General features: G+C 59.4%; 15 protein-coding genes. 4 read left to right on the plus strand and 11 right to left on the minus strand.

Going from position 1 to position 17,615, the window contains the following annotated elements; genetic code table 11:
• Positions 1–44: 44 nt before the first annotated feature.
• From ACQY8Q_RS04290 to ACQY8Q_RS04315, 6 genes are all read right to left on the minus strand, one after another.
• Positions 45–1,004, minus strand: a complete 960-nt coding sequence (locus ACQY8Q_RS04290; protein ID WP_428424990.1) for a cation diffusion facilitator family transporter — start codon at positions 1,002–1,004, stop codon at positions 45–47.
• A gap of 273 nt (positions 1,005–1,277) precedes the next feature.
• A complete protein-coding gene (locus tag ACQY8Q_RS04295) occupies positions 1,278–1,484 on the minus strand; it encodes a heavy-metal-associated domain-containing protein (RefSeq protein WP_428424992.1) in 207 nt (68 codons plus the stop codon).
• 221 nt (positions 1,485–1,705) lie between these two features.
• The gene (locus ACQY8Q_RS04300; protein ID WP_428424994.1) at positions 1,706–4,918 is read right to left on the minus strand and encodes an efflux RND transporter permease subunit; all 3,213 of its coding nucleotides are present in this window, start codon (positions 4,916–4,918) and stop codon (positions 1,706–1,708) included.
• Positions 4,915–6,168, minus strand: a complete 1,254-nt coding sequence (locus ACQY8Q_RS04305) for an efflux RND transporter periplasmic adaptor subunit (protein WP_428424996.1) — start codon at positions 6,166–6,168, stop codon at positions 4,915–4,917. Before ACQY8Q_RS04305 ends, ACQY8Q_RS04300 begins: the two co-directional genes overlap by 4 nt.
• A 475-nt stretch (positions 6,169–6,643) precedes the next feature.
• A complete protein-coding gene (locus ACQY8Q_RS04310) occupies positions 6,644–7,039 on the minus strand; it encodes an ArsR/SmtB family transcription factor (protein WP_428424998.1) in 396 nt (131 codons plus the stop codon).
• Positions 7,040–7,325: 286 nt separating this feature from the next.
• A complete protein-coding gene (locus tag ACQY8Q_RS04315; protein WP_428425001.1) occupies positions 7,326–7,649 on the minus strand; it encodes a hypothetical protein in 324 nt (107 codons plus the stop codon).
• A gap of 928 nt (positions 7,650–8,577) precedes the next feature.
• Between ACQY8Q_RS04315 and ACQY8Q_RS04320 the strand changes: the two genes are divergently transcribed.
• Both ACQY8Q_RS04320 and ACQY8Q_RS04325 read left to right on the plus strand, forming a co-directional pair.
• A complete protein-coding gene (locus ACQY8Q_RS04320) occupies positions 8,578–8,844 on the plus strand; it encodes a glutaredoxin family protein (protein ID WP_428425003.1) in 267 nt (88 codons plus the stop codon).
• 10 nt (positions 8,845–8,854) lie between these two features.
• Positions 8,855–9,883: a 2Fe-2S iron-sulfur cluster-binding protein gene (locus ACQY8Q_RS04325; RefSeq protein ID WP_428425005.1), complete on the plus strand. Its 1,029-nt coding sequence runs from the start codon at positions 8,855–8,857 to the stop codon at positions 9,881–9,883.
• Positions 9,884–9,986: 103 nt separating this feature from the next.
• On the opposite strand, the gene ACQY8Q_RS04330 is transcribed toward ACQY8Q_RS04325, so the two are convergent.
• The 3 genes from ACQY8Q_RS04330 to ACQY8Q_RS04340 form a co-directional block, all read right to left on the minus strand.
• The gene (locus ACQY8Q_RS04330) at positions 9,987–11,528 is read right to left on the minus strand and encodes a multicopper oxidase family protein (protein WP_428425007.1); all 1,542 of its coding nucleotides are present in this window, start codon (positions 11,526–11,528) and stop codon (positions 9,987–9,989) included.
• 109 nt (positions 11,529–11,637) lie between these two features.
• Positions 11,638–11,970 carry a CopM family metallochaperone gene (gene copM, locus ACQY8Q_RS04335; RefSeq protein ID WP_428425554.1) on the minus strand — a complete coding sequence of 111 codons (333 nt, stop codon included), beginning with the start codon at positions 11,968–11,970 and terminating at the stop codon, positions 11,638–11,640.
• Positions 11,971–12,059: 89 nt separating this feature from the next.
• The gene (locus tag ACQY8Q_RS04340) at positions 12,060–12,254 is read right to left on the minus strand and encodes a heavy-metal-associated domain-containing protein (protein WP_428425009.1); all 195 of its coding nucleotides are present in this window, start codon (positions 12,252–12,254) and stop codon (positions 12,060–12,062) included.
• Between the two features lie 160 nt (positions 12,255–12,414).
• Between ACQY8Q_RS04340 and ACQY8Q_RS04345 the strand changes: the two genes are divergently transcribed.
• Together ACQY8Q_RS04345 and cueR are read left to right on the plus strand one after the other, a co-directional pair.
• Complete coding sequence (locus ACQY8Q_RS04345) at positions 12,415–14,919, plus strand: heavy metal translocating P-type ATPase (RefSeq protein ID WP_428425011.1); 2,505 nt, start codon at positions 12,415–12,417, stop codon at positions 14,917–14,919.
• A gap of 62 nt (positions 14,920–14,981) precedes the next feature.
• Entirely contained in the window at positions 14,982–15,431 is a 450-nt protein-coding gene (cueR, locus tag ACQY8Q_RS04350) for a Cu(I)-responsive transcriptional regulator (RefSeq protein WP_428425013.1), read from the plus strand.
• A gap of 54 nt (positions 15,432–15,485) precedes the next feature.
• On the opposite strand, the gene ACQY8Q_RS04355 is transcribed toward cueR, so the two are convergent.
• Both ACQY8Q_RS04355 and ACQY8Q_RS04360 read right to left on the minus strand, forming a co-directional pair.
• Complete coding sequence (locus ACQY8Q_RS04355) at positions 15,486–16,787, minus strand: CynX/NimT family MFS transporter (protein ID WP_428425015.1); 1,302 nt, start codon at positions 16,785–16,787, stop codon at positions 15,486–15,488.
• Positions 16,784–17,461: a FadR/GntR family transcriptional regulator gene (locus ACQY8Q_RS04360; RefSeq protein WP_428425017.1), complete on the minus strand. Its 678-nt coding sequence runs from the start codon at positions 17,459–17,461 to the stop codon at positions 16,784–16,786. Before ACQY8Q_RS04360 ends, ACQY8Q_RS04355 begins: the two co-directional genes overlap by 4 nt.
• Positions 17,462–17,615: the final 154 nt, after the last annotated feature.

The following is a 17,615-nucleotide window of genomic DNA, read 5'->3' on the forward strand; positions in this document are numbered from 1 at the left end:
TCCTTATAAGGTTGCCCAGCCACACGGCGATGACACATGGCCAGCTAGTGCGAATGCCCTGCGTGGGAAGCGTTCGGAGCGCCAGCCTCCTCCAGGCTGCAACTGGCGTCTCCTTCCCAGTCGATGCCGACCGTTGGGTGTTCGATGTTGAATTTCGTCTTCAATTCGTGCTCCACCTGCTTGACGATACTGCGGACATCGCCTCCCGCCACCGGCTGCACCTGAAGCGTCGCCAGCACGCGACCGGACGTCAGTGACCAGACGTGGATGTGGCTAACGTTCTGAATGCCCGGAATGGTCTTGCGAAGATGCTCGGAAATCTCGGAACTGCCAGCATTGGCGGGAGCCCCTTCGAGCAGGATGTGCAGCGCATTCTTGAACAAGCTCCAGGCACTGCGCAGGATCAGCAGGGACACGAACACCGAGAGGATCGGATCGATCGGGGTCCAGCCCGTGTACCAGATCACCACCGCTGCAATGATCGCGCCGACCGAGCCGAGCAGGTCGCCCATGACATGCAGCACCGCGCCCTTGACGTTGACATGCTCGGAATCGCCACGGGTCAAAAACCAAAGAACGAAAATATTCACGAGCAGGCCGACGAGAGCGACCACAAACATCGATCCGGCCAGAACCGGTTGCGGGTCGCGGAACCGTGCGATGGCTTCATAGAGGATCCAGCCGACAATGGCGAAGAGCGTGAGGGCGTTGACGAGGCCCGCAATCACTTCGAAACGGGCATAACCAAAAGTCCGCTGCGCATCGGCAGCTCGCCGTCCAAGACGGAAGGCGACGTAGGCCAGGCCGAGCGCGACTGCATCGGTCAGCATATGGCCAGCATCTGCAAGAAGGGCGAGCGAGCCTGAGAGATATCCGCCGACAGCTTCGACGAACATGTACGAGAAGATGATCAGAAAGGCGATGAGGATCTTGCGCTCATTGTTCTGCGTCACCACCGGAGCGTGGTCATGATCGTCACTGTGGGAAGGAGATGGGTTTGCCATAGATCGGTCCAATCCGTTTCATATTAACAATTGAATACATGTTCATATGTTGTCGTGTCAACCCGCTGTGATTGAAATATACGAGGAGTATGAGCGCAGAACAAAGCGGCTGCGCAAAAATTTTTAAGCTCCGGGAAGACCGGTCGGATGACCGGGGATCAACGCAATCCGGCCTACACCAGACACAAATAAAGGGGCCAGCCCTGCGGCTGGCCTCTTTATTTGAATTATTAAAAGTAACGGCAACACCTGCGGCGCAGGATTGCGCAGGCGTCAGGCCGCAGCCTTATCCTCAGCCGGATAACCAGCCTCGGACAAAATCTCGCGTAGGGCTTCTTCATCCGCAGACGTTTGGATCCGGACTTCGCGCTTCGGCGGATTGGTCTCGATCGTCGCATCGGCATCGACGCTCTGCAGCGCCTTGACCACTGACTTGGCGCAGCCGCCGCATGTCATGTTGGGAACAGTAAAAAGATACATGGAGGCCTCCTTGGTTTGCCTCCAAGACAGATGGGGCTTCCTACCGTTGCAAGGTCAAGTCCTGAAAGTGAGAAAATCGACGCTTGCGCCCACCACGGTTGGGATACGCACGACGGCATTTCCGGAGGTGAATAAAAGGTTGTCGCTGTTTAGCGCGAAAGCGCGCCGATCAACTGGGCGCGCTTTCTATCATTTCGGGTTGCTGTTGGGAGCAAGGCAGATCATCCCTTTTCACTGCCGCCTTCCGATACCCCGGCATAGACGTGCGAGTGCAGTGCGGCAGTGGTTTCACTCCGCCTCTCGCGGGCGATCGCCATCCGGCGGACCAGGACGTAGAATACCGGCGTCAGCACGAGACCGAACAGCGTGACGCCAAGCATGCCGGCAAACACGGCAATACCCATGACATGCCGCATCTCGGCACCAGCCCCCGTTGCGAGCACAAGCGGCACGACACCGGCGATGAAGGCCAGTGACGTCATCAGGATTGGCCGCAGGCGAAGCCTCGCTGCTTCAAGCACGGCGCTCAACGGATCGACGCCCTCATCTTCCTTCGCTCGAGCGAACTCGACGATCAGGATCGCATTTTTGGCGGCGAGACCCACGAGCACGACAAAGCCGATCTGCGTGAAAATGTTGTTATCCCCTCCGGTAAACCAGACGCCCGCGATCGCGGAAAGCAACGCCATCGGAGCGATCAGCAAGACAGCGAACGGTAATGACCAACTGTTGTACTGCGCCGCAAGGATCAGAAACGCGAGCAGAACAGACAGCGGGAAGACGTACATTGCGGTGTTGCCGGCTTGTTTCTCCTGATAGGCAAGCTCCGTCCACTCGAAGGCCATGCCGGGTGGCAACGTTTCCGCTGAAATCCGTTCCATGGCGGCCGTCGCTTGCCCAAACGAATATCCGGGCGCCGGACTGCCGCTGATATCGACCGAGGGGAAACCATTATAATGCATAATGCGATCAGGCCCCGAACTGTGCTTGATCGTCAGCAAGGCCGACAACGGAATCATTTCGCCCGCAGCGTTACGCACCTTCAAACGGCCTATGTCCTCCGGCTGCATACGGAATGGTGCGTCTGCCTGAACCACCACGCGGTAGGTGCGGCCAAAACGATTGAAATCGTTGGCATAGAGCGAGCCAAGGTTAACCTGCAACGTCTCGAAGATCGTATTGAGCGGGACCCCTTGCGATTTGGCTTTCACCCGATCGATGTCTACCTGAATTTGCGGGGCATTCACCTGAAAACCCGCAAGCATACCAGCCAGTTCAGGTGTTTGCATCGCTTTGCCCATAAGTGCGCCCTGCGCCTGCGCGAGGACATCGAAGCCAAGCCCCGCCCGATCCTCGATCTGGATTTTGAAACCGCCGGTCGAGCCGAGGCCCGGAACAGGGGGTGGCGGGAAGATCCCTGCAAAGCCATCGGGTATCTGGCTGAACTTACCCATCAGGCGATCAGCAATGGCGAAAGCGGACAGAGAAGGATCCTTACGCTCGTCAAAAGGCTTGAGCATTGTGAACATGACGGCGGCATTGGGAATATTGACCATACCGTTAACTGACAGCCCCGGAAACGCGACGACACTTTCCACGCCCGGCTCAGTAAGCGCGATTTCCGACATTGTCTTGACGACCGCCTCGGTGCGATCAAGCGAGGCTCCGCTCGGAAGCTGAGCGATACCGACGAGGTAATATTTGTCCTGAGCCGGAATAAACCCGATGGGTACAGTTTGGAAACCCATCCATGTCATGCCAACCAGGCCGGCATAGATAAGCAAGACAGCCACGCTGAATCTCACGGCGCGGCGCACCGTCCAGACATAGGCATTCGAGGCACTGTCGAAAAAGCGGTTGAACAGCTTGAAGAACCGGCCGAACAGAGTGTCGATCACGCGGGTCAAGATATCGCGCTTCACCTCGCCGTGGTGCGGCTTCAGAAGTACGCCAGCGAGGGCCGGAGAAAGCGTGAGAGAGTTGATCGCCGACAGAATGGTTGAGATTGCGATCGTCAGGGCGAACTGCCTGTAGAATTCCCCTTGCAGACCTGACAGAAATCCCGAAGGAATGAACACGGCCGACAGCACCAAAGTAATGGCGATAATCGGCCCGGTCACTTCGTCCATGGCCTTGCGCGCTGCCTCCTTTGGCGTTTCGCCGAGCGCAATGTGCCGCTCTGCGTTCTCGACGACCACGATGGCATCGTCGACCACGATGCCGATCGATAGTACGAGCCCGAACAACGACAGCGTGTTCAGCGAGAAGCCGAACATGTGCATAAGGGCGAATGTGCCGACCAATGATACCGGCACGGCAACCAACGGGATGATCGAAGCGCGCCAATTCTGAAGAAAAAGCACGACCACGAGTACGACCAGCGCGATGGCTTCGAGCAGTGTGACCACCACAGCTTCCAGAGAAGCCTCGACGAAGACGGTGGGGTCGTAGGCAATCCGATATTCTATACCCTCTGGAAAACCTTTCTGGAGTTCATCCATGGCACTGCGAATGGAGCTCGACACGTCGAGTGCGTTGGCGCCGGGACTTTGAATGATCTGGAGCGCCAGCGCCGGCTTGCCATCGAGAAGACTGCGCAGTGCGTAGGAATCCGCTCCAAGTTCGATACGGGCAATATCGCGCAAACGGGTGATCTGGCCATCCGGGCCCGTCTTAACGACGATCTCGCCGAACTGTTCCTCGTTCGAAAGCCTGCCAAGGGTGTTGACCGTGATTTGGAACGCCGCCGATGTATCTGGCTGCTGGCCGACCGAGCCAGCGGCCACCTGAACGTTCTGCTCCTGAACTGCTGCGACCACGTCGGAAGCGGTCAGACCACGCGCCGCCACTTTGGTCGGATCAAGCCAGACCCGCATCGAATATTCGCCAGAACCCCAGACCAGCACGTCGCCCACACCTGGCAGGCGCGCAAGCTGGTCGCGCACCTGAAGATGGGCGTAGTTCGACAGATAAAGAGGGTCGTAGCGATTATCAGGCGAGACAAGATGCACGACCATCAGGATGTCAGGCGAGATCTTCTGCGTCACAACGCCGATGCGCTGCACTTCTTGCGGCAAGCGTGGGAGCACCCGCGAGACACGGTTCTGCACTTGAATCTGCGCCATGTCAGGATCGGTGCCCTGCTGGAAAGCCACAGTCAGCGTCATGCGTCCGTCGGTGGCGGACTGCGAGCTCATATAGAGCATGTTCTCGACGCCGTTGATGGCCTGCTCCAACGGTGCGGCAACTGTTTCAGCGATCACCTCGGGATTGGCGCCCGGATAACTCGCCGTCACCTGCACCGTCGGCGGGGTCACCTGCGGATACTCGCTCAACGGTAGCTTCAGTAGCGTCAGGCCACCGGCAATCAGCATCAGGACAGACAGCACGACCGCAAAGATCGGTCGGTCAACGAAAAAGCGCGGAATGTTCACCGGCTCGCCTCCTGCGCTTCAGCCGCGGACCGGTCGCCATCCGTGGATTGGCCAGCCGTCATCGAAATCATCTGCGGAGCGACCCGCATACCCGGACGGACCAGCCCCTTCACGATGATCTTGTCACCAGAGGTGAGACCGGCTGTAACGACACGCAGACCATCGATCATCGGCCCGAGTTTGACTGGGCGATATTCGGCCGTGTCCTCAACTCCAAGAACCAGCACGTAGCGGTTTCCTTGATCGATACCGATTGCCTGATCGTCGATGAGCACGGTCTGAACCGGTTCGGCAGTCACGAGGTTGACCCGCGCAAAAAGACCAGGCGCCAGCCGGCCATCAGGGTTTTTGACAACGGCCCGGGCGCGGATTGTCCCCGTGCTCCGATCGACGCGATTGCTGAGAAAATCGAATTCGCCAGCGTGCGGGAAGCCGGCATCGGTCATCAATCCCACCTGCACCGGCAACTTTCCACTTTCGATCGCCAGCGCACGTCCGACGAATTCGAGATAGGTGGCTTCGTCGATATCGAAATAGACATAGAGGGGGCCGGTCGAGACGATCGTGGTGAGGAGTGTTGCGGCACCGGCATTGCCGCCGGCAACAAGATTGCCTTCGGAGACCAGTACCCGGTCGACACGCCCGGCAATCGGCGCGGTGACGCGCGTAAAGGAAAGATCGAGCTCACCGGCTGCCACGGCCGCCTTGGCGATTTCGACCTGTGCCCGCCGCTGGCTGCGCGCGGTCTGCGCATCGTCATAGGCCTTGCGCGACACGGTGCCCTTCGGAGCCAGCGCTTCGATTCTCGTAAAATCGATCTCGGCCTGATCAAGCAGAACTGCAGCCTGCTGTAACTGAGCTTTGGCCGAATCAAGAACAACCTGGAATGGCCTGGGGTCGATCTGGAACAGAAGCTGCCCCGGACGCACGAGGCCACCTTCGGGAACGCTGACGGCATCGATGGCGCCACCGACACGCGGGCGGAGTTCGATGAACTGGGCTGCGTCGAGATGGCCGGTAAACTCCGCCGACATCGCGACCGTGCGCGTGACGACCTCGGCGACCGGCACCTGTGGCGCGGGCATTTCCCCCGTCTGGGCAGCAGCTTTAGACACAGCTGTCGACGATACCAGCGCCAGAAGGCGATTGGTGTAAGGCTCCACTTCATCACGATAGACAAAGGCAAGCGTGCCACCGGCAATGACGACACCTGCCAAAAGCAGGGTGGCGGCTTTCTTATTCATACTCATTCACTTTCATACGGGCGCACGCTTCCGGCCTACGGAAGACGGCGGCGATCAATTTCAACGAAGGTGGGGTTTCCAACGATGGAAAGGTCAAGGCCCTGGGAAAGCTTTTCCGAAGAGGCGTTGAGGCAGCTGTGCTGCTGGGAGGCAGCCAATAGACACTGTGTTTGGCGACGCTGTTGAATGAACGTAGTTCGGGCTGCATCAGCGCCGTGAGTCGGCTTTCCTCACGCGACGGGTCAATGGCTTTCGGCCGATTTCACGCGCCTGAGGCGGAGACGCCCACTGCATCCAGCGCCGGGATTACGGGATATCGGTATTCGGCGAATACAATAATCCCGAGACCCGTGGTGGGCTTTTGGATGGTGTCCGCCGATCAGCTTGATAAAGCGAATACCCATTGCTTTCAGTTGGTCGGCATCCTCCCAACGCCCGGCGGGGCTCGCGACAAGACCATGGCGCGATTGTGCTGGCCAGTTTACTCGTCGGCATGCTCTTCCGAGATGTGCATTGCCATGTCCTGCAGCACCTGGCTGACGTGCAGGTCGGCGATCTCGTAGAATATCTGCTTGGCCTGACGCACGCCCTTGACGAGGCGCGCGCCGCGCAAGAGGCGCAGGTGATGGCTGACAAGGGACAGCGACAGATCCAGTCTTTCCGCGATATCGCCCACCGATATCGGCCCCGCCAGACACGTGAGAATGATCCTCAGCCGGGACGGATCGCCGAGCAGACGGAAGGTTTCCGCCAGAATTGTGATCTCGTTCTGCGACAGAGAGGAGTGATCCAAGGGGTGGTCGCGGACCGCCGTACTGACTTGTTTTGCAAGTCCGTCCTGCGGTGCAACGTTTGCTTTCGGCTTATGAGAAGTCATCTGCTTGAACTACCTGTAGACGGGACGAGCCTCGCAGGCTCGTTCAGAGCGAGAATTGGTCCACATTGATATGTCGAGCTGCCAATCTAGCCAAACAGTGAGCAATCGCAATAACGGCGATGCCGCTCCTCAACGGCAAAGGCACCGATTCAGCGCTTGGTTCACCTATGACGGGTAGTGAACCCGCGCAATGGCGCGCTGGAAGGCCGTTACCGGTGCGGCCGCTTGATAGCAGACTGCCTGCGGCAAAGACCGCTCGATAACGTGCCAACGTCGATTTTCCATATCACTTTGATAGATTCTCGCGTGGCTTCCGCCTTACTTGAATGAACAGCAGACAAGGAAGAAGACCGAGCAGAGCAAAATAGGCGGACATAACGATCAAGTCGAGAGTATCGACACCTGCAGGCCCGCCTAAAGCAAGCGCATCCGTGATAAATGCCAAGCCTAACACCATGGCAGGGATAGCGAAGACAAGCGCAACGATCTTCAGAAGCCGGTATGCAGGAAATACAAGCAGGAGTCCGACAATGCCACATGCAAGGGCCAGGGCAGGAAGTCCAAAAAGTACAGCGTAAATACCATCCAAATTTAATTTGATATCAGACATTCCGGCTCCGCTATTACGTCCGTCGTGAACAACTGCCGCCCCCACCTCAGTGAAAGCCCCTTGCCCCTTATCTGCATAACCTGGAGCGCTGGCCTAACTGTCCCAAATACTTCAACGATATACATCGTATTTTACCCGATGCGTCATGGGTGGAGTGCTTAAGAAGGTAATCGCGGAATCGATATTATTATCAATAGGAACGCAATCGCGGCTGCCATCATCACCGCAACACTGCAAAGAATAGCGCCAGCAATAACGCTCGACCTACGATATCCCGGTATGACAGCCAACGATAAAATGAGCACACACGCTGTTGGGGCGAGAAAAATCCAAGGCTTATATTGAAAATTTCCAATCCCCTCCAAAAGGACGAAAACGGAAGGGGCAAAAACTTGTGTCATAAAAGTCAACGGCATAACCAGTAGCCAGATGATCAGCGCGAGGAATACTCCGTCTCGAAATGTCTTTGTGCGAGGAATAGGTGAATTGCGCATATTGCTTATGAATAACCTTGTTTTCCCTAAGCCGTGTATGTCCTGCGAGGGGGCCCTTCGCAGTGTAGGGTTTCCTTGAGGCGGGTCAAATAATTACCCGCTTGCTGCGGCATAACCTGACAAGCCTCAGGAGCGGTATGAGTGGCGTTGTCACATAAACTTGGCTCCAGTGAATTGCGCATAGAGACGGTGGAATAAAGTGTCCTGCCATTCACGACAAGCTCCACCGTTTCCCGCGACAGATCAGCCCCGCATGCCGGCATCTTTTGGCCACCAACTGTGTCGGTCGCGCGAAAAGTCCGTTGCAGCGCAATAACACCCCTTGACCTTGCAAGCGTTGGAAGCCGCACCCTGACGGCAATGTTTCTCTACCCGGCGGCTCTCTGAGCAGCCGGGTGCGAGCAAATGATGTCGACTTCAGAGAAAGCAAGACCATGACGCAGGCCAACCCAACACACATTCTCATCTACACGACCCCCACCTGCCCGGACTGTCATGCGCTCAAGCACTGGCTCGCACAGCAGGGGTTAGTCTACGAGGAGCGCGATCTGACCGACCCGCAGATCGCAGAAGAGGCCAAGGCGCGCACGGGCGTACGCGTAGCGCCCATCACCATCATCGGCTCAAACATCTTCTACGGAATATTCCAGAACCAGAAGCCGGGCCTGATGAAGGTGCTCGGACTGACGCAGGGCATGTGAGGAAGTGGACATGACAGCCAAACGCGTCGACATCCGCCAAGCCCGGACCAGCCTTAAAATCCAGGAGGGACAGACAATACTTGATGCGGCGCTCGCCGCCGGCATTCCCTTTCCCCATGGCTGCAAGTCCGGCCGCTGCGGCTCCTGCAAGTCCCGGCTGATCGAAGGCGAGGTAGAACTGCTCAAGCATTCGCGCTTCGCGCTTACCGATGAAGAGAAAGCCGACGGCCTGATCCTGCCCTGCCGGGCGCTGCCCCAGACGGATGTGGCCGTGGCCTGGCTCGGTAGCGACGAAGACGTCGATCAGGCCCCACGGCGTCTGAATGGTATCGTAACCTTGCTTGATGATCTCACCCACGACATCAAACTGGTTCGGATTACGGCCGAGGACGGGGCTCCCTTGCTGTTTACAGCCGGACAATATGCGCAGGTCGGCTTCGATGGCGTTCCTGCCCGCAGCTATTCCATGGCCAACGCACATGGCGACGACGGCCTCGAATTCCACATTCGCCGTGTTCCGGGAGGAGCAACTTCAGAGCATGTGCACAACGTGCTGAAGACCGGCGATAAGATTACGCTCGAATTGCCCCTGGGCTCTTCTTCCCTGCGCCAGCACCATTCCGGCCCGATCCTGTGCATCGCCGGCGGCTCCGGGCTGGCGCCGGTCAAGTCTATCGTGGAAACCGCCCTCGCCCACGGTATGAAGCAGCCGATCCATGTCTATTTCGGCGTTCGGGCCGAGCGTGATCTCTACCTGGTCGAGCATTTCCAGGCCCTCGCCAAACGGCATCCCAATCTCACCTTCGCGCCCGTGCTGTCCGAGGCACAGTCCGCGCAGTACCGAAGCGGCTTCGTGACGCAGGCCGTGGCGGAGGACCTGCCCGACCTCGACGGCTGGAAAGCCTATGTCGCTGGCCCGCCGCCGATGGTGGACGCGGTAATGGAGATGGCTTTTGCGCGCGGAATGCAAAGGAAGGACATGCATGCCGACGTGTTCTTTACGCCGGAAGAACTGCCCGCGCTGGCCACAGCTGAATGATGCCGTTGGCCGCGATGCGCGGCCAGCGCTCGCCGTCCATCAATGACAAAGGCCCGCCGCGAACATCGCCGCGGCGGGCCTTTGTTTCGTTCGTTGATCGAGACTAAGCTCGAACGTCAATCGTACCCATCATGCCGAGCTGTTCGTGCTCGAGGATGTGGCAATGATACATGCGTGGGCCTGGCATATCCTGGCGCAGCAATATCCGGACCGTCTCGCCTGCGACGATATTCACAGTATCCTTCCAGGCGCGATAGGGCGGCGTAGTGATCTTCCCGTCCTTTTCGTGCTCAACAATCTGAAACTGCGTCCCATGCACATGGAACGGATGATCCATATCCGCGTCATTGACGACATCCCAAAGCTCGACCTCACCGACTTTCGAGACTTCATCGATGCGGTTCATGTCAAAGCTGGCGCCGTTGATCAGAAACTTCATCGCCATGCCGCCGGAAGACATGGACATTTTGGAGTGATCCATGCCCTGCATCGGCATGCTGCCATGATCCATTCCACCCATGGATTCCGTCAGCACAAACCGGCGCGTGACAACCGGATTGCCGAGAGGTTCGATGGAACGCAAACGTGCCGGCAGGGGCGGTATCGCCGTGGCCGCCGCTTCCGATACGTTTGCCGTCAAAAGAATCATCCCGGCCTCGTTCGGCTTGCCCGGCCCCATCCAACCGCGCTCATAGTCAAGCGTCATCAGCCTGGCCGCTCCCGGCTTGTCGAAGGAAACGATCACTTCAACGCGCTCGGCCGGCGTGAGCAGCAGCTCATCGACGGCAACCGGCGCTTCAATCAGCCCGCCATCGGTTCCGACCACGATCATGCTGGCATTCTCGAACGTGAGACGCAGGAACCGCGCATTCGTCGCGTTGTAGAGACGGAGACGGCGCTTTTCGCCAAGCGCTACCGGCATCGCCGGGTTCTTCTGCCCGTTGACCAGCACGTGATCGCCGACACGGCCGTTCATCAGATCCGGCATCGTGCTCTCAGGCATCGTCCCGTCGGCGTTGATCCTGAGATCGGTGAACATCAGGACCGTGTCACCGTATTCCTGTGGGATGGGATCGTCCTTCGGTTTGACGATGAAGATCCCGGCGAGCCCGCGATAAACCTGCTCGGCGGTCAATCCATGCGGATGGGGATGAAACCAATAGGATGCGGCGCTGCCTTCCGGCAGATCAAACGTATAAGTGCGCTCGCTCCCAGAGGCTACCGGGTCATTCGGATTGCCGTCCTGATCGGCCGGAACTGGCATGCCATGCCAATGGATCGTGGTGGGTTCGCCCGGAATACCGTTCTTGAAACTGATTTCGATTTTGTCTCCCTCACGGGCCTCGATCACGGGATTGGTGCGGTTGTAGAGCAGCACAGGTGTATCGAGCCCTTCGGCGAACCGCACGAAACCTGGCTCCGCAACCAGCTCTGCTTTGAATATGCCAGGCACCGCCGACTGGTTGGACAGGCGTGGCAAAGCCCTGAGCGGCTGCCCCTGCGGCAGAATAGGATTGGTGCCCGCCATGGGCATGGCATGATTACCGTGGCCGCTCATACCGCCCATATCATGTTTCATCTGGGCAGCCGCAGGTCCGGCAACGACGAGACCCGCAAGGCTCGTCAGAAAAGTCCGCCGATGCATTGATCGTCTTCCTTTCGGTCATTCGACAGTCAACGGCGACGCCGCTCAGCACTGTCTCAAGTCTTCGTTCCTAAGCGAGGCGCGGCTCCTGAGAGCCGCCCTCATATTGCTACTGACCGCGTGCGGCCAGCCATGTCTTCATCATGGCGATCTCGCCTTCCTGGGCCTTGATCACCTCTTCGGCGAGCTTGCGGACCTGCGGATCTTTGCCGTATTCCAGCACGACTGTCGCCATATCGATCGCGCCCTGATGGTGCGGGATCATGCCGCGCATGAAGTCGATGTCGGCATCGCCGGTGAACGCGACCGTCATGTCCTTATGCATGCGGTCATTGACGGCGAGGTAAGCCTTGGTGGACGGGGTATCGGAGCCCGGCATCTCCATGTCCGACATCTCCATTCCCGTCATATCGTGCCCCTGCATCGGATTGTCCTTGTTCATTTGGCTCTGCGCGAACGCAAGGCCTGCGCTGATAACCAGCGATCCTGCAATGAAGATTGGCGTGAGCTTGTTCATGATACCGCTCCTGCTTAGCGCGTGGTTGCCGGATAACCGGCGTCTTTGAGAACCTTTTGAAGGGCTGCCGAGGTTGCAGTTGTCTCGACCTTGACTGTGCGTGCGGCGGGATTGGTCTCGATCCCGGCATTGGGATCGACGGATTGGATCGCCTTGGTAACGGATTTGGCGCAGCCGCCGCAGGTCATGTTCTCGATTCTCAGTTCCATTGGAATTCTCCTTGTTTGGCTTATGACGGTGAAGATGGGGCTTCCAACCATGGGAAGGTCAAGTGGTGCGGGGACGGAAAATTTGCTATTGACCTTCCCATGGTTGGAAGCCCCATCATCCGTCCGAACCTGAATTTCGGAACGAGAAAAGGAGGCGGCTATGAATGCCCCCGTTCGAACAACAGACTTATCCGGAGCGATATCGCTCCCCATAGAGGGCATGACCTGCGCATCCTGCGTTGGCCGTATAGAACGAGCCTTAAAAGCCGTCCCGGGGGTTGAGACCGTATCGGTCAACCTGGCGACGGAGCGTGCGAGCATCACCACCCAATCGCCTGTTGCCCGCGCAAAACTTGTCGAGGCCATCGAAAATGCCGGTTATTCCGTGCCGGTAAAATCTGCCAGCCCAGTCGGTCCCACAGAACTATCGATCGATGGCATGACCTGCGCATCCTGCGTCGGCCGGGTCGAGCGCGCGCTGAAGGCTATCCCCGGCGTGACGGAGGCGGTCGTCAATCTGGCGACAGAACGCGCCACGATCCACGGAACCGCCGATACGGCCGCCCTGATTGCGGCGATTGAGGATGCCGGTTATGACGCAAAGGTCATCAGCGCCGCCGCCGGCAATGGCGGCGAGGACGAGAATGCTGAGCGCGCCGAAAAGAAGGACGCAGAGCGCCGCGAACTAACCCGTGACTTCACCATCGCAGCAGTGCTGACGGCGCCGATCTTTCTCATCGAGATGGGATCGCACCTGATTCCGGGCGTGCATGGGCTGATCGACGCGACGATTGGGATGCAGTGGAGCTGGTACATTCAGTTCGCGCTGACAACGCTGGTGCTGTTCATTCCGGGCATCCGGTTTTATGATAAGGGGCTGCCGGCGCTCTGGCGTCTTGCGCCGGACATGAACTCGCTTGTGGCCGTTGGTTCGCTTGCCGCCTATGGCTATTCGCTGGTCGCAACCTTCGCACCCGGCTTCCTGCCGCCCGGAACGATCAACGTCTATTTTGAGGCCGCCGCCGTCATCGTGACGCTTATTCTGCTCGGCCGCCTGCTTGAGGCGCGTGCGAAGGGTCGGACATCAGAAGCAATCAAACGCCTCGCTGGCCTGCAAGCCAAGACGGCGCGTGTCCAAAGGGACGGAAAGACGGTCGATCTGCCGATCGGCTCGGTCATCTCCGGCGATATCGTCGAGGTTCGTCCTGGTGAACGTCTGCCTGTCGATGGCGAAGTGGTGGAAGGCGCCAGCTATGTCGACGAGTCGATGATCACCGGCGAACCGATCCCGGTTTCAAAGTCGGTGGGTAGTGCGGTCGTCGGCGGCACGGTCAACCAGAAGGGCGCATTCGCCTTCCGCGCAACGGCGGTCGGCGGCAATACGGTTCTGTCGCAGATCATCCGCATGGTCGAAGAAGCCCAGGGCTCCAAGTTGCCGATCCAGGCGCTGGTCGACAAGGTCACCATGTGGTTCGTACCGGCGGTCTTTGCGGTCGCAGCGCTGACCTTTGCCGCCTGGCTCACGTTCGGCCCGTCGCCGGCGCTCACCTTCGCGCTGGTCAATGCGGTTGCCGTGCTGATCATCGCTTGCCCGTGCGCCATGGGTCTGGCAACGCCGACCTCCATCATGGTGGGTACCGGCCGGGGCGCTGAACTCGGCGTGCTGTTCCGCAAGGGAGAAGCGCTCCAGTTGCTGAAGGACGCCAAGGTTGTGGCGCTCGACAAGACCGGCACGCTGACTGCGGGCAAGCCGGCCCTGACCGATCTGGAACTGGCCGATGGCTTCGACCGTTCGTTCGTCCTCAGTCTGGTTGCCACCGTCGAGGCCAAGTCGGAACACCCGATTGCCGGTGCGATCGTGGACGCTGCCATTGCGGAAGGCATTTCGCTGCCACCCCTTTCGGACTTTGAATCGGTGACAGGCTTTGGCGTCAAGGCCAAGGTAGACGGCAAGAACGTCGAGATTGGTGCAGACCGCTACATGGTCGAGCTCGGCCATGACGTGGCAGCGTTCTCCAAGGTTGCCGAACGTCTGGGCGACGAAGGCAAGTCGCCGCTTTATGCCGCAATCGACGGCAAGCTCGCGGCGATCATCGCCGTGGCCGACCCGATCAAGGAGGCAACACCTGCGGCCATCAAGGCCCTGCATGCTCTTGGCCTCAAGGTCGCGATGATCACCGGCGACAATGCCCGCACGGCAAAGGCGATCGCTGCCCGGCTGGGGATCGATGAGGTGGTGGCGGAAGTGCTGCCGGACGGCAAGGTCGATGCGGTTCGCCGTCTCAGGGCCAAGTATGGCAAGGTCGCCTTCGTCGGCGACGGCATCAACGACGCCCCGGCGCTGGCCGAAGCGGACGTGGGTCTCGCCATCGGCACAGGCACGGACATCGCCATCGAGGCGGCGGACGTGGTGCTGATGTCGGGCAGCCTGCAGGGCGTCCCGAATGCGATCGCTCTGTCGAAAGCGACGATCGGCAATATCCGGCAGAACCTGTTCTGGGCGTTTGCCTACAACACCGCACTGATCCCTGTCGCGGCGGGTCTGCTCTATCCGGCCTACGGCATCTTGCTGTCACCGGTCTTTGCCGCGGGCGCCATGGCCCTGTCGAGCGTCTTCGTGCTCGGCAATGCACTGCGGTTGCGCACGTTCAAGATGGTCAACTGACAAACCGCATCAGCCGGCCCTCTATCCAGGCCGGCTGATCAACCATTTCAAGGAGAACACTGATGAACATCGGGCAGGCATCAAGAGCATCGGGCGTTTCTGCCAAGATGATCCGCTACTACGAGCAGACCGGCCTCATACCGGCCGCAGACAGGAAGTCGTCCGGCTACCGCGATTATTCCGACACCGACGTCCATATGCTGCGCTTCATCCGCCGCGCGCGCGATTTGGGTTTCTCGGTTGCCGAGATCAGCGATCTTCTTGGCCTGTGGCGTGACGACACCCGGCAGAGCGCCGAGGTCAAGCGTTTGGCGCAGGGCCACATCGATGAACTGCACAAGAAGATCAAGGGGCTTCAGGACATGGCCCATACGCTGACTATGCTGGTCAACACCTGCAACGGCGACCACCGTCCGCATTGTCCAATCCTGCAAGGCCTCGAAACTGGGCTGGAGGACGAGGATCTATCGATCCAGCCCCGCCCCGGTGCCGTTGCACGCCTGTCGCAATGAGGCAGGGCGCGCATACCGTGGCATCCTGCGAGATGGGCGGTTCAGTCGTTTACACTAGGGAGCCGGCTGCACCTGCCGCTCTATTGTACGGGCCTTCACATGCACGGAACGCCCTGCGCCCCATCCGGCAGTACCGGCACCAAGCCCCAGTAGGATAAACAGGAAGGCGCTGGCAGCGAAGCTGCCCGTCCACGAGTGAAGAAGGCCAACGATCAAAGGCCCGACTGCGGCCAGGAGATAGCCGACGCATTGCGCCATTCCCGAGAGATGCGCTGCGACATGCGCATCCGGGGACCGCAGCACGATGATCGTCATGGCAACAGCGATGAGACCACCCTGCCCTACACCCTGCAGGACCGCCCAGATCCAGACCATCGACAGCGGTGCAAAAAGCAGCCCGAGCAAAGCGATGACCGCTGCCGAAAGCAGTATCACTACGACGGCGCGCTGATCGGGGCGGCGAACGGCAATATGCGGAATGACGAGGCAGGCGCCGGCCTGGACCATGACCGAAACGGACACGATGGCGCCAGCCGTAATTCCATCGAGCCCACGCTCGCGCAGAATTGGCACGAGCCAGCCGAAGACCGAATAGGCAAGCGCTGACTGGAACCCCATGAACAGCGTCACCTGCCAGGCGAGCGGATCGCGCAAAAGCCCCTCGACCCGAAATCCGGCATGCTTGGGGCGGCGGCGGAGCGAAAGCGTCTGTGGCAGCCACAACAGGAGAACAACGAAAACAGGCAACGCCCAGGCACCGAGGGCCGCAGGCGCTGAACCATTGAGAAGATGTTCGATCGGCAAGGTGAGGCCAGCAGCGGCGGCGGCACCGGCGCAAAGCGCCATTGTGTAGCAACCCGTCATCAGGGCCGCCTTGTCTGGGAAATCGCGCTTGACGAGGCCGGGCAAAAGGACGTTGCCGACAGCAATGCAGGCGCCGGCAAGCGCCGTTCCAAGGAAGAGAAGCGGAACTGAACTGAAACTGCGAAGTGCCGTTCCCAGCATCAGTAGAGCAAGGACACCCAGAAGGGTTCGCTCCGTTCCGATCTTTTGTGCCAGCCACGGTGCCAGTGGAGAAAAAGCCCCCAGGCAGACGACCGGCAACGTGGTGAGCAAACCAATGCCTGTAGCAGACAGACTGAACGTCTGGGCAATTTCCGGAAGCAGCGCAGAGGCACTGGAAAACACCGGGCGGAGATTGAACGCGATCAGAACGAGACTGGCGCCGAGCAGCAAGCGCGCGGCGGCACCCGGCGGCGTCACGACGCGCGGTTGCGGCGCGCTGTCGATCTCGGCGTCGATCAGTTGATCATCGATAGCCAGCAGCGGCCTTGAGGATTCTGGGCCGGCGGTCATGAAAGCAGCATCCTGTCGAGCGCGGCCAGTATCGGCGCCATGAAACGGCGCGCCGCCACATCAGCCTTGTCCGGCGAACCGGAGGCAATGGCGTCGATGATATCCGCGTGCGCCTGCATGTCAGGCTCGGGGAGTTGATCACTGAGCGTCGCTTCGATGGTTTCGCGGATGGAGGCAGAGAAAAACGCGTAGATCTCGATCATGGCCTGATTGCCTGACGCGGCAATGACGGCCTTGTGGAAAGCAAGATCACGCAGGATATATTCCTCACGATCGCCCTCGCCGCTCCGGCCCCGATGCTCAAGCAGCGCACGCAATGCCGGGATCGCCGCCGGGGCGTGACGGATAGCAGCCATCCGGGCGGCTTCGACCTCCAGCGCACACCGCGCCTCAAGCAAGTCGCGCAAACCGGCGCCGCGTGCACGCGAAAAACTCTCGCTTGGGTCGGTCTTGGAGCGGACATAGGTACCCGAACCCTGCCGGGTCTCAAGGTATCCCTTGGCCACAAGAACGCGCACTGCCTCGCGCACGGTTCCCCGGCTGACCGACAAAAGCGACGACAACATCGCCTCATTCGGCAACGTTCCGCCCACCGGCCACCTGCCGCAGAGGATTTCAGTTCGGATTGCTTCGACAGCGGTGTCGGTAAGGCTGGTTCGGGAAAGAGGTCGCATCGCTCTATTCATCAAGTCATCGGATGATCGTATCAGTAAGGCGGTATCCGGCGAACTGCAAGCCGTTAAAGAGCGTGAGGTCGGCTACGGCCTGAAATGCGTTGCGTGTGGATTGGGTAAGGCGATCCCGGCTGCACCATGATGTACAGATAAC

The organism is Pararhizobium sp. (assembly GCF_965279435.1).
Taxonomy (GTDB): Bacteria; Pseudomonadota; Alphaproteobacteria; order Rhizobiales; family Rhizobiaceae; genus Pararhizobium.

Bases quoted from the DNA above. Each gene is read 5' to 3' on its own strand.
- ACQY8Q_RS04290 (WP_428424990.1), bottom strand. From the start codon at position 1,004: ATGGCAAACCCATCTCCTTCCCACAGTGACGATCATGACCACGCTCCG.
- ACQY8Q_RS04295 (WP_428424992.1), bottom strand. From the start codon at position 1,484: ATGTATCTTTTTACTGTTCCCAACATGACATGCGGCGGCTGCGCCAAG.
- ACQY8Q_RS04305 (WP_428424996.1), bottom strand. From the start codon at position 6,168: ATGAGTATGAATAAGAAAGCCGCCACCCTGCTTTTGGCAGGTGTCGTC.
- ACQY8Q_RS04310 (WP_428424998.1), bottom strand. From the start codon at position 7,039: ATGACTTCTCATAAGCCGAAAGCAAACGTTGCACCGCAGGACGGACTT.
- ACQY8Q_RS04315 (WP_428425001.1), bottom strand. From the start codon at position 7,649: ATGTCTGATATCAAATTAAATTTGGATGGTATTTACGCTGTACTTTTT.
- ACQY8Q_RS04320 (WP_428425003.1), top strand. From the start codon at position 8,578: ATGACGCAGGCCAACCCAACACACATTCTCATCTACACGACCCCCACC.
- ACQY8Q_RS04325 (WP_428425005.1), top strand. From the start codon at position 8,855: ATGACAGCCAAACGCGTCGACATCCGCCAAGCCCGGACCAGCCTTAAA.
- ACQY8Q_RS04330 (WP_428425007.1), bottom strand. From the start codon at position 11,528: ATGCATCGGCGGACTTTTCTGACGAGCCTTGCGGGTCTCGTCGTTGCC.
- copM (WP_428425554.1), bottom strand. From the start codon at position 11,970: ATGAACAAGGACAATCCGATGCAGGGGCACGATATGACGGGAATGGAG.
- ACQY8Q_RS04340 (WP_428425009.1), bottom strand. From the start codon at position 12,254: ATGGAACTGAGAATCGAGAACATGACCTGCGGCGGCTGCGCCAAATCC.
- ACQY8Q_RS04345 (WP_428425011.1), top strand. From the start codon at position 12,415: ATGAATGCCCCCGTTCGAACAACAGACTTATCCGGAGCGATATCGCTC.
- cueR (WP_428425013.1), top strand. From the start codon at position 14,982: ATGAACATCGGGCAGGCATCAAGAGCATCGGGCGTTTCTGCCAAGATG.
- ACQY8Q_RS04355 (WP_428425015.1), bottom strand. From the start codon at position 16,787: ATGACCGCCGGCCCAGAATCCTCAAGGCCGCTGCTGGCTATCGATGAT.
- ACQY8Q_RS04360 (WP_428425017.1), bottom strand. From the start codon at position 17,461: ATGCGACCTCTTTCCCGAACCAGCCTTACCGACACCGCTGTCGAAGCA.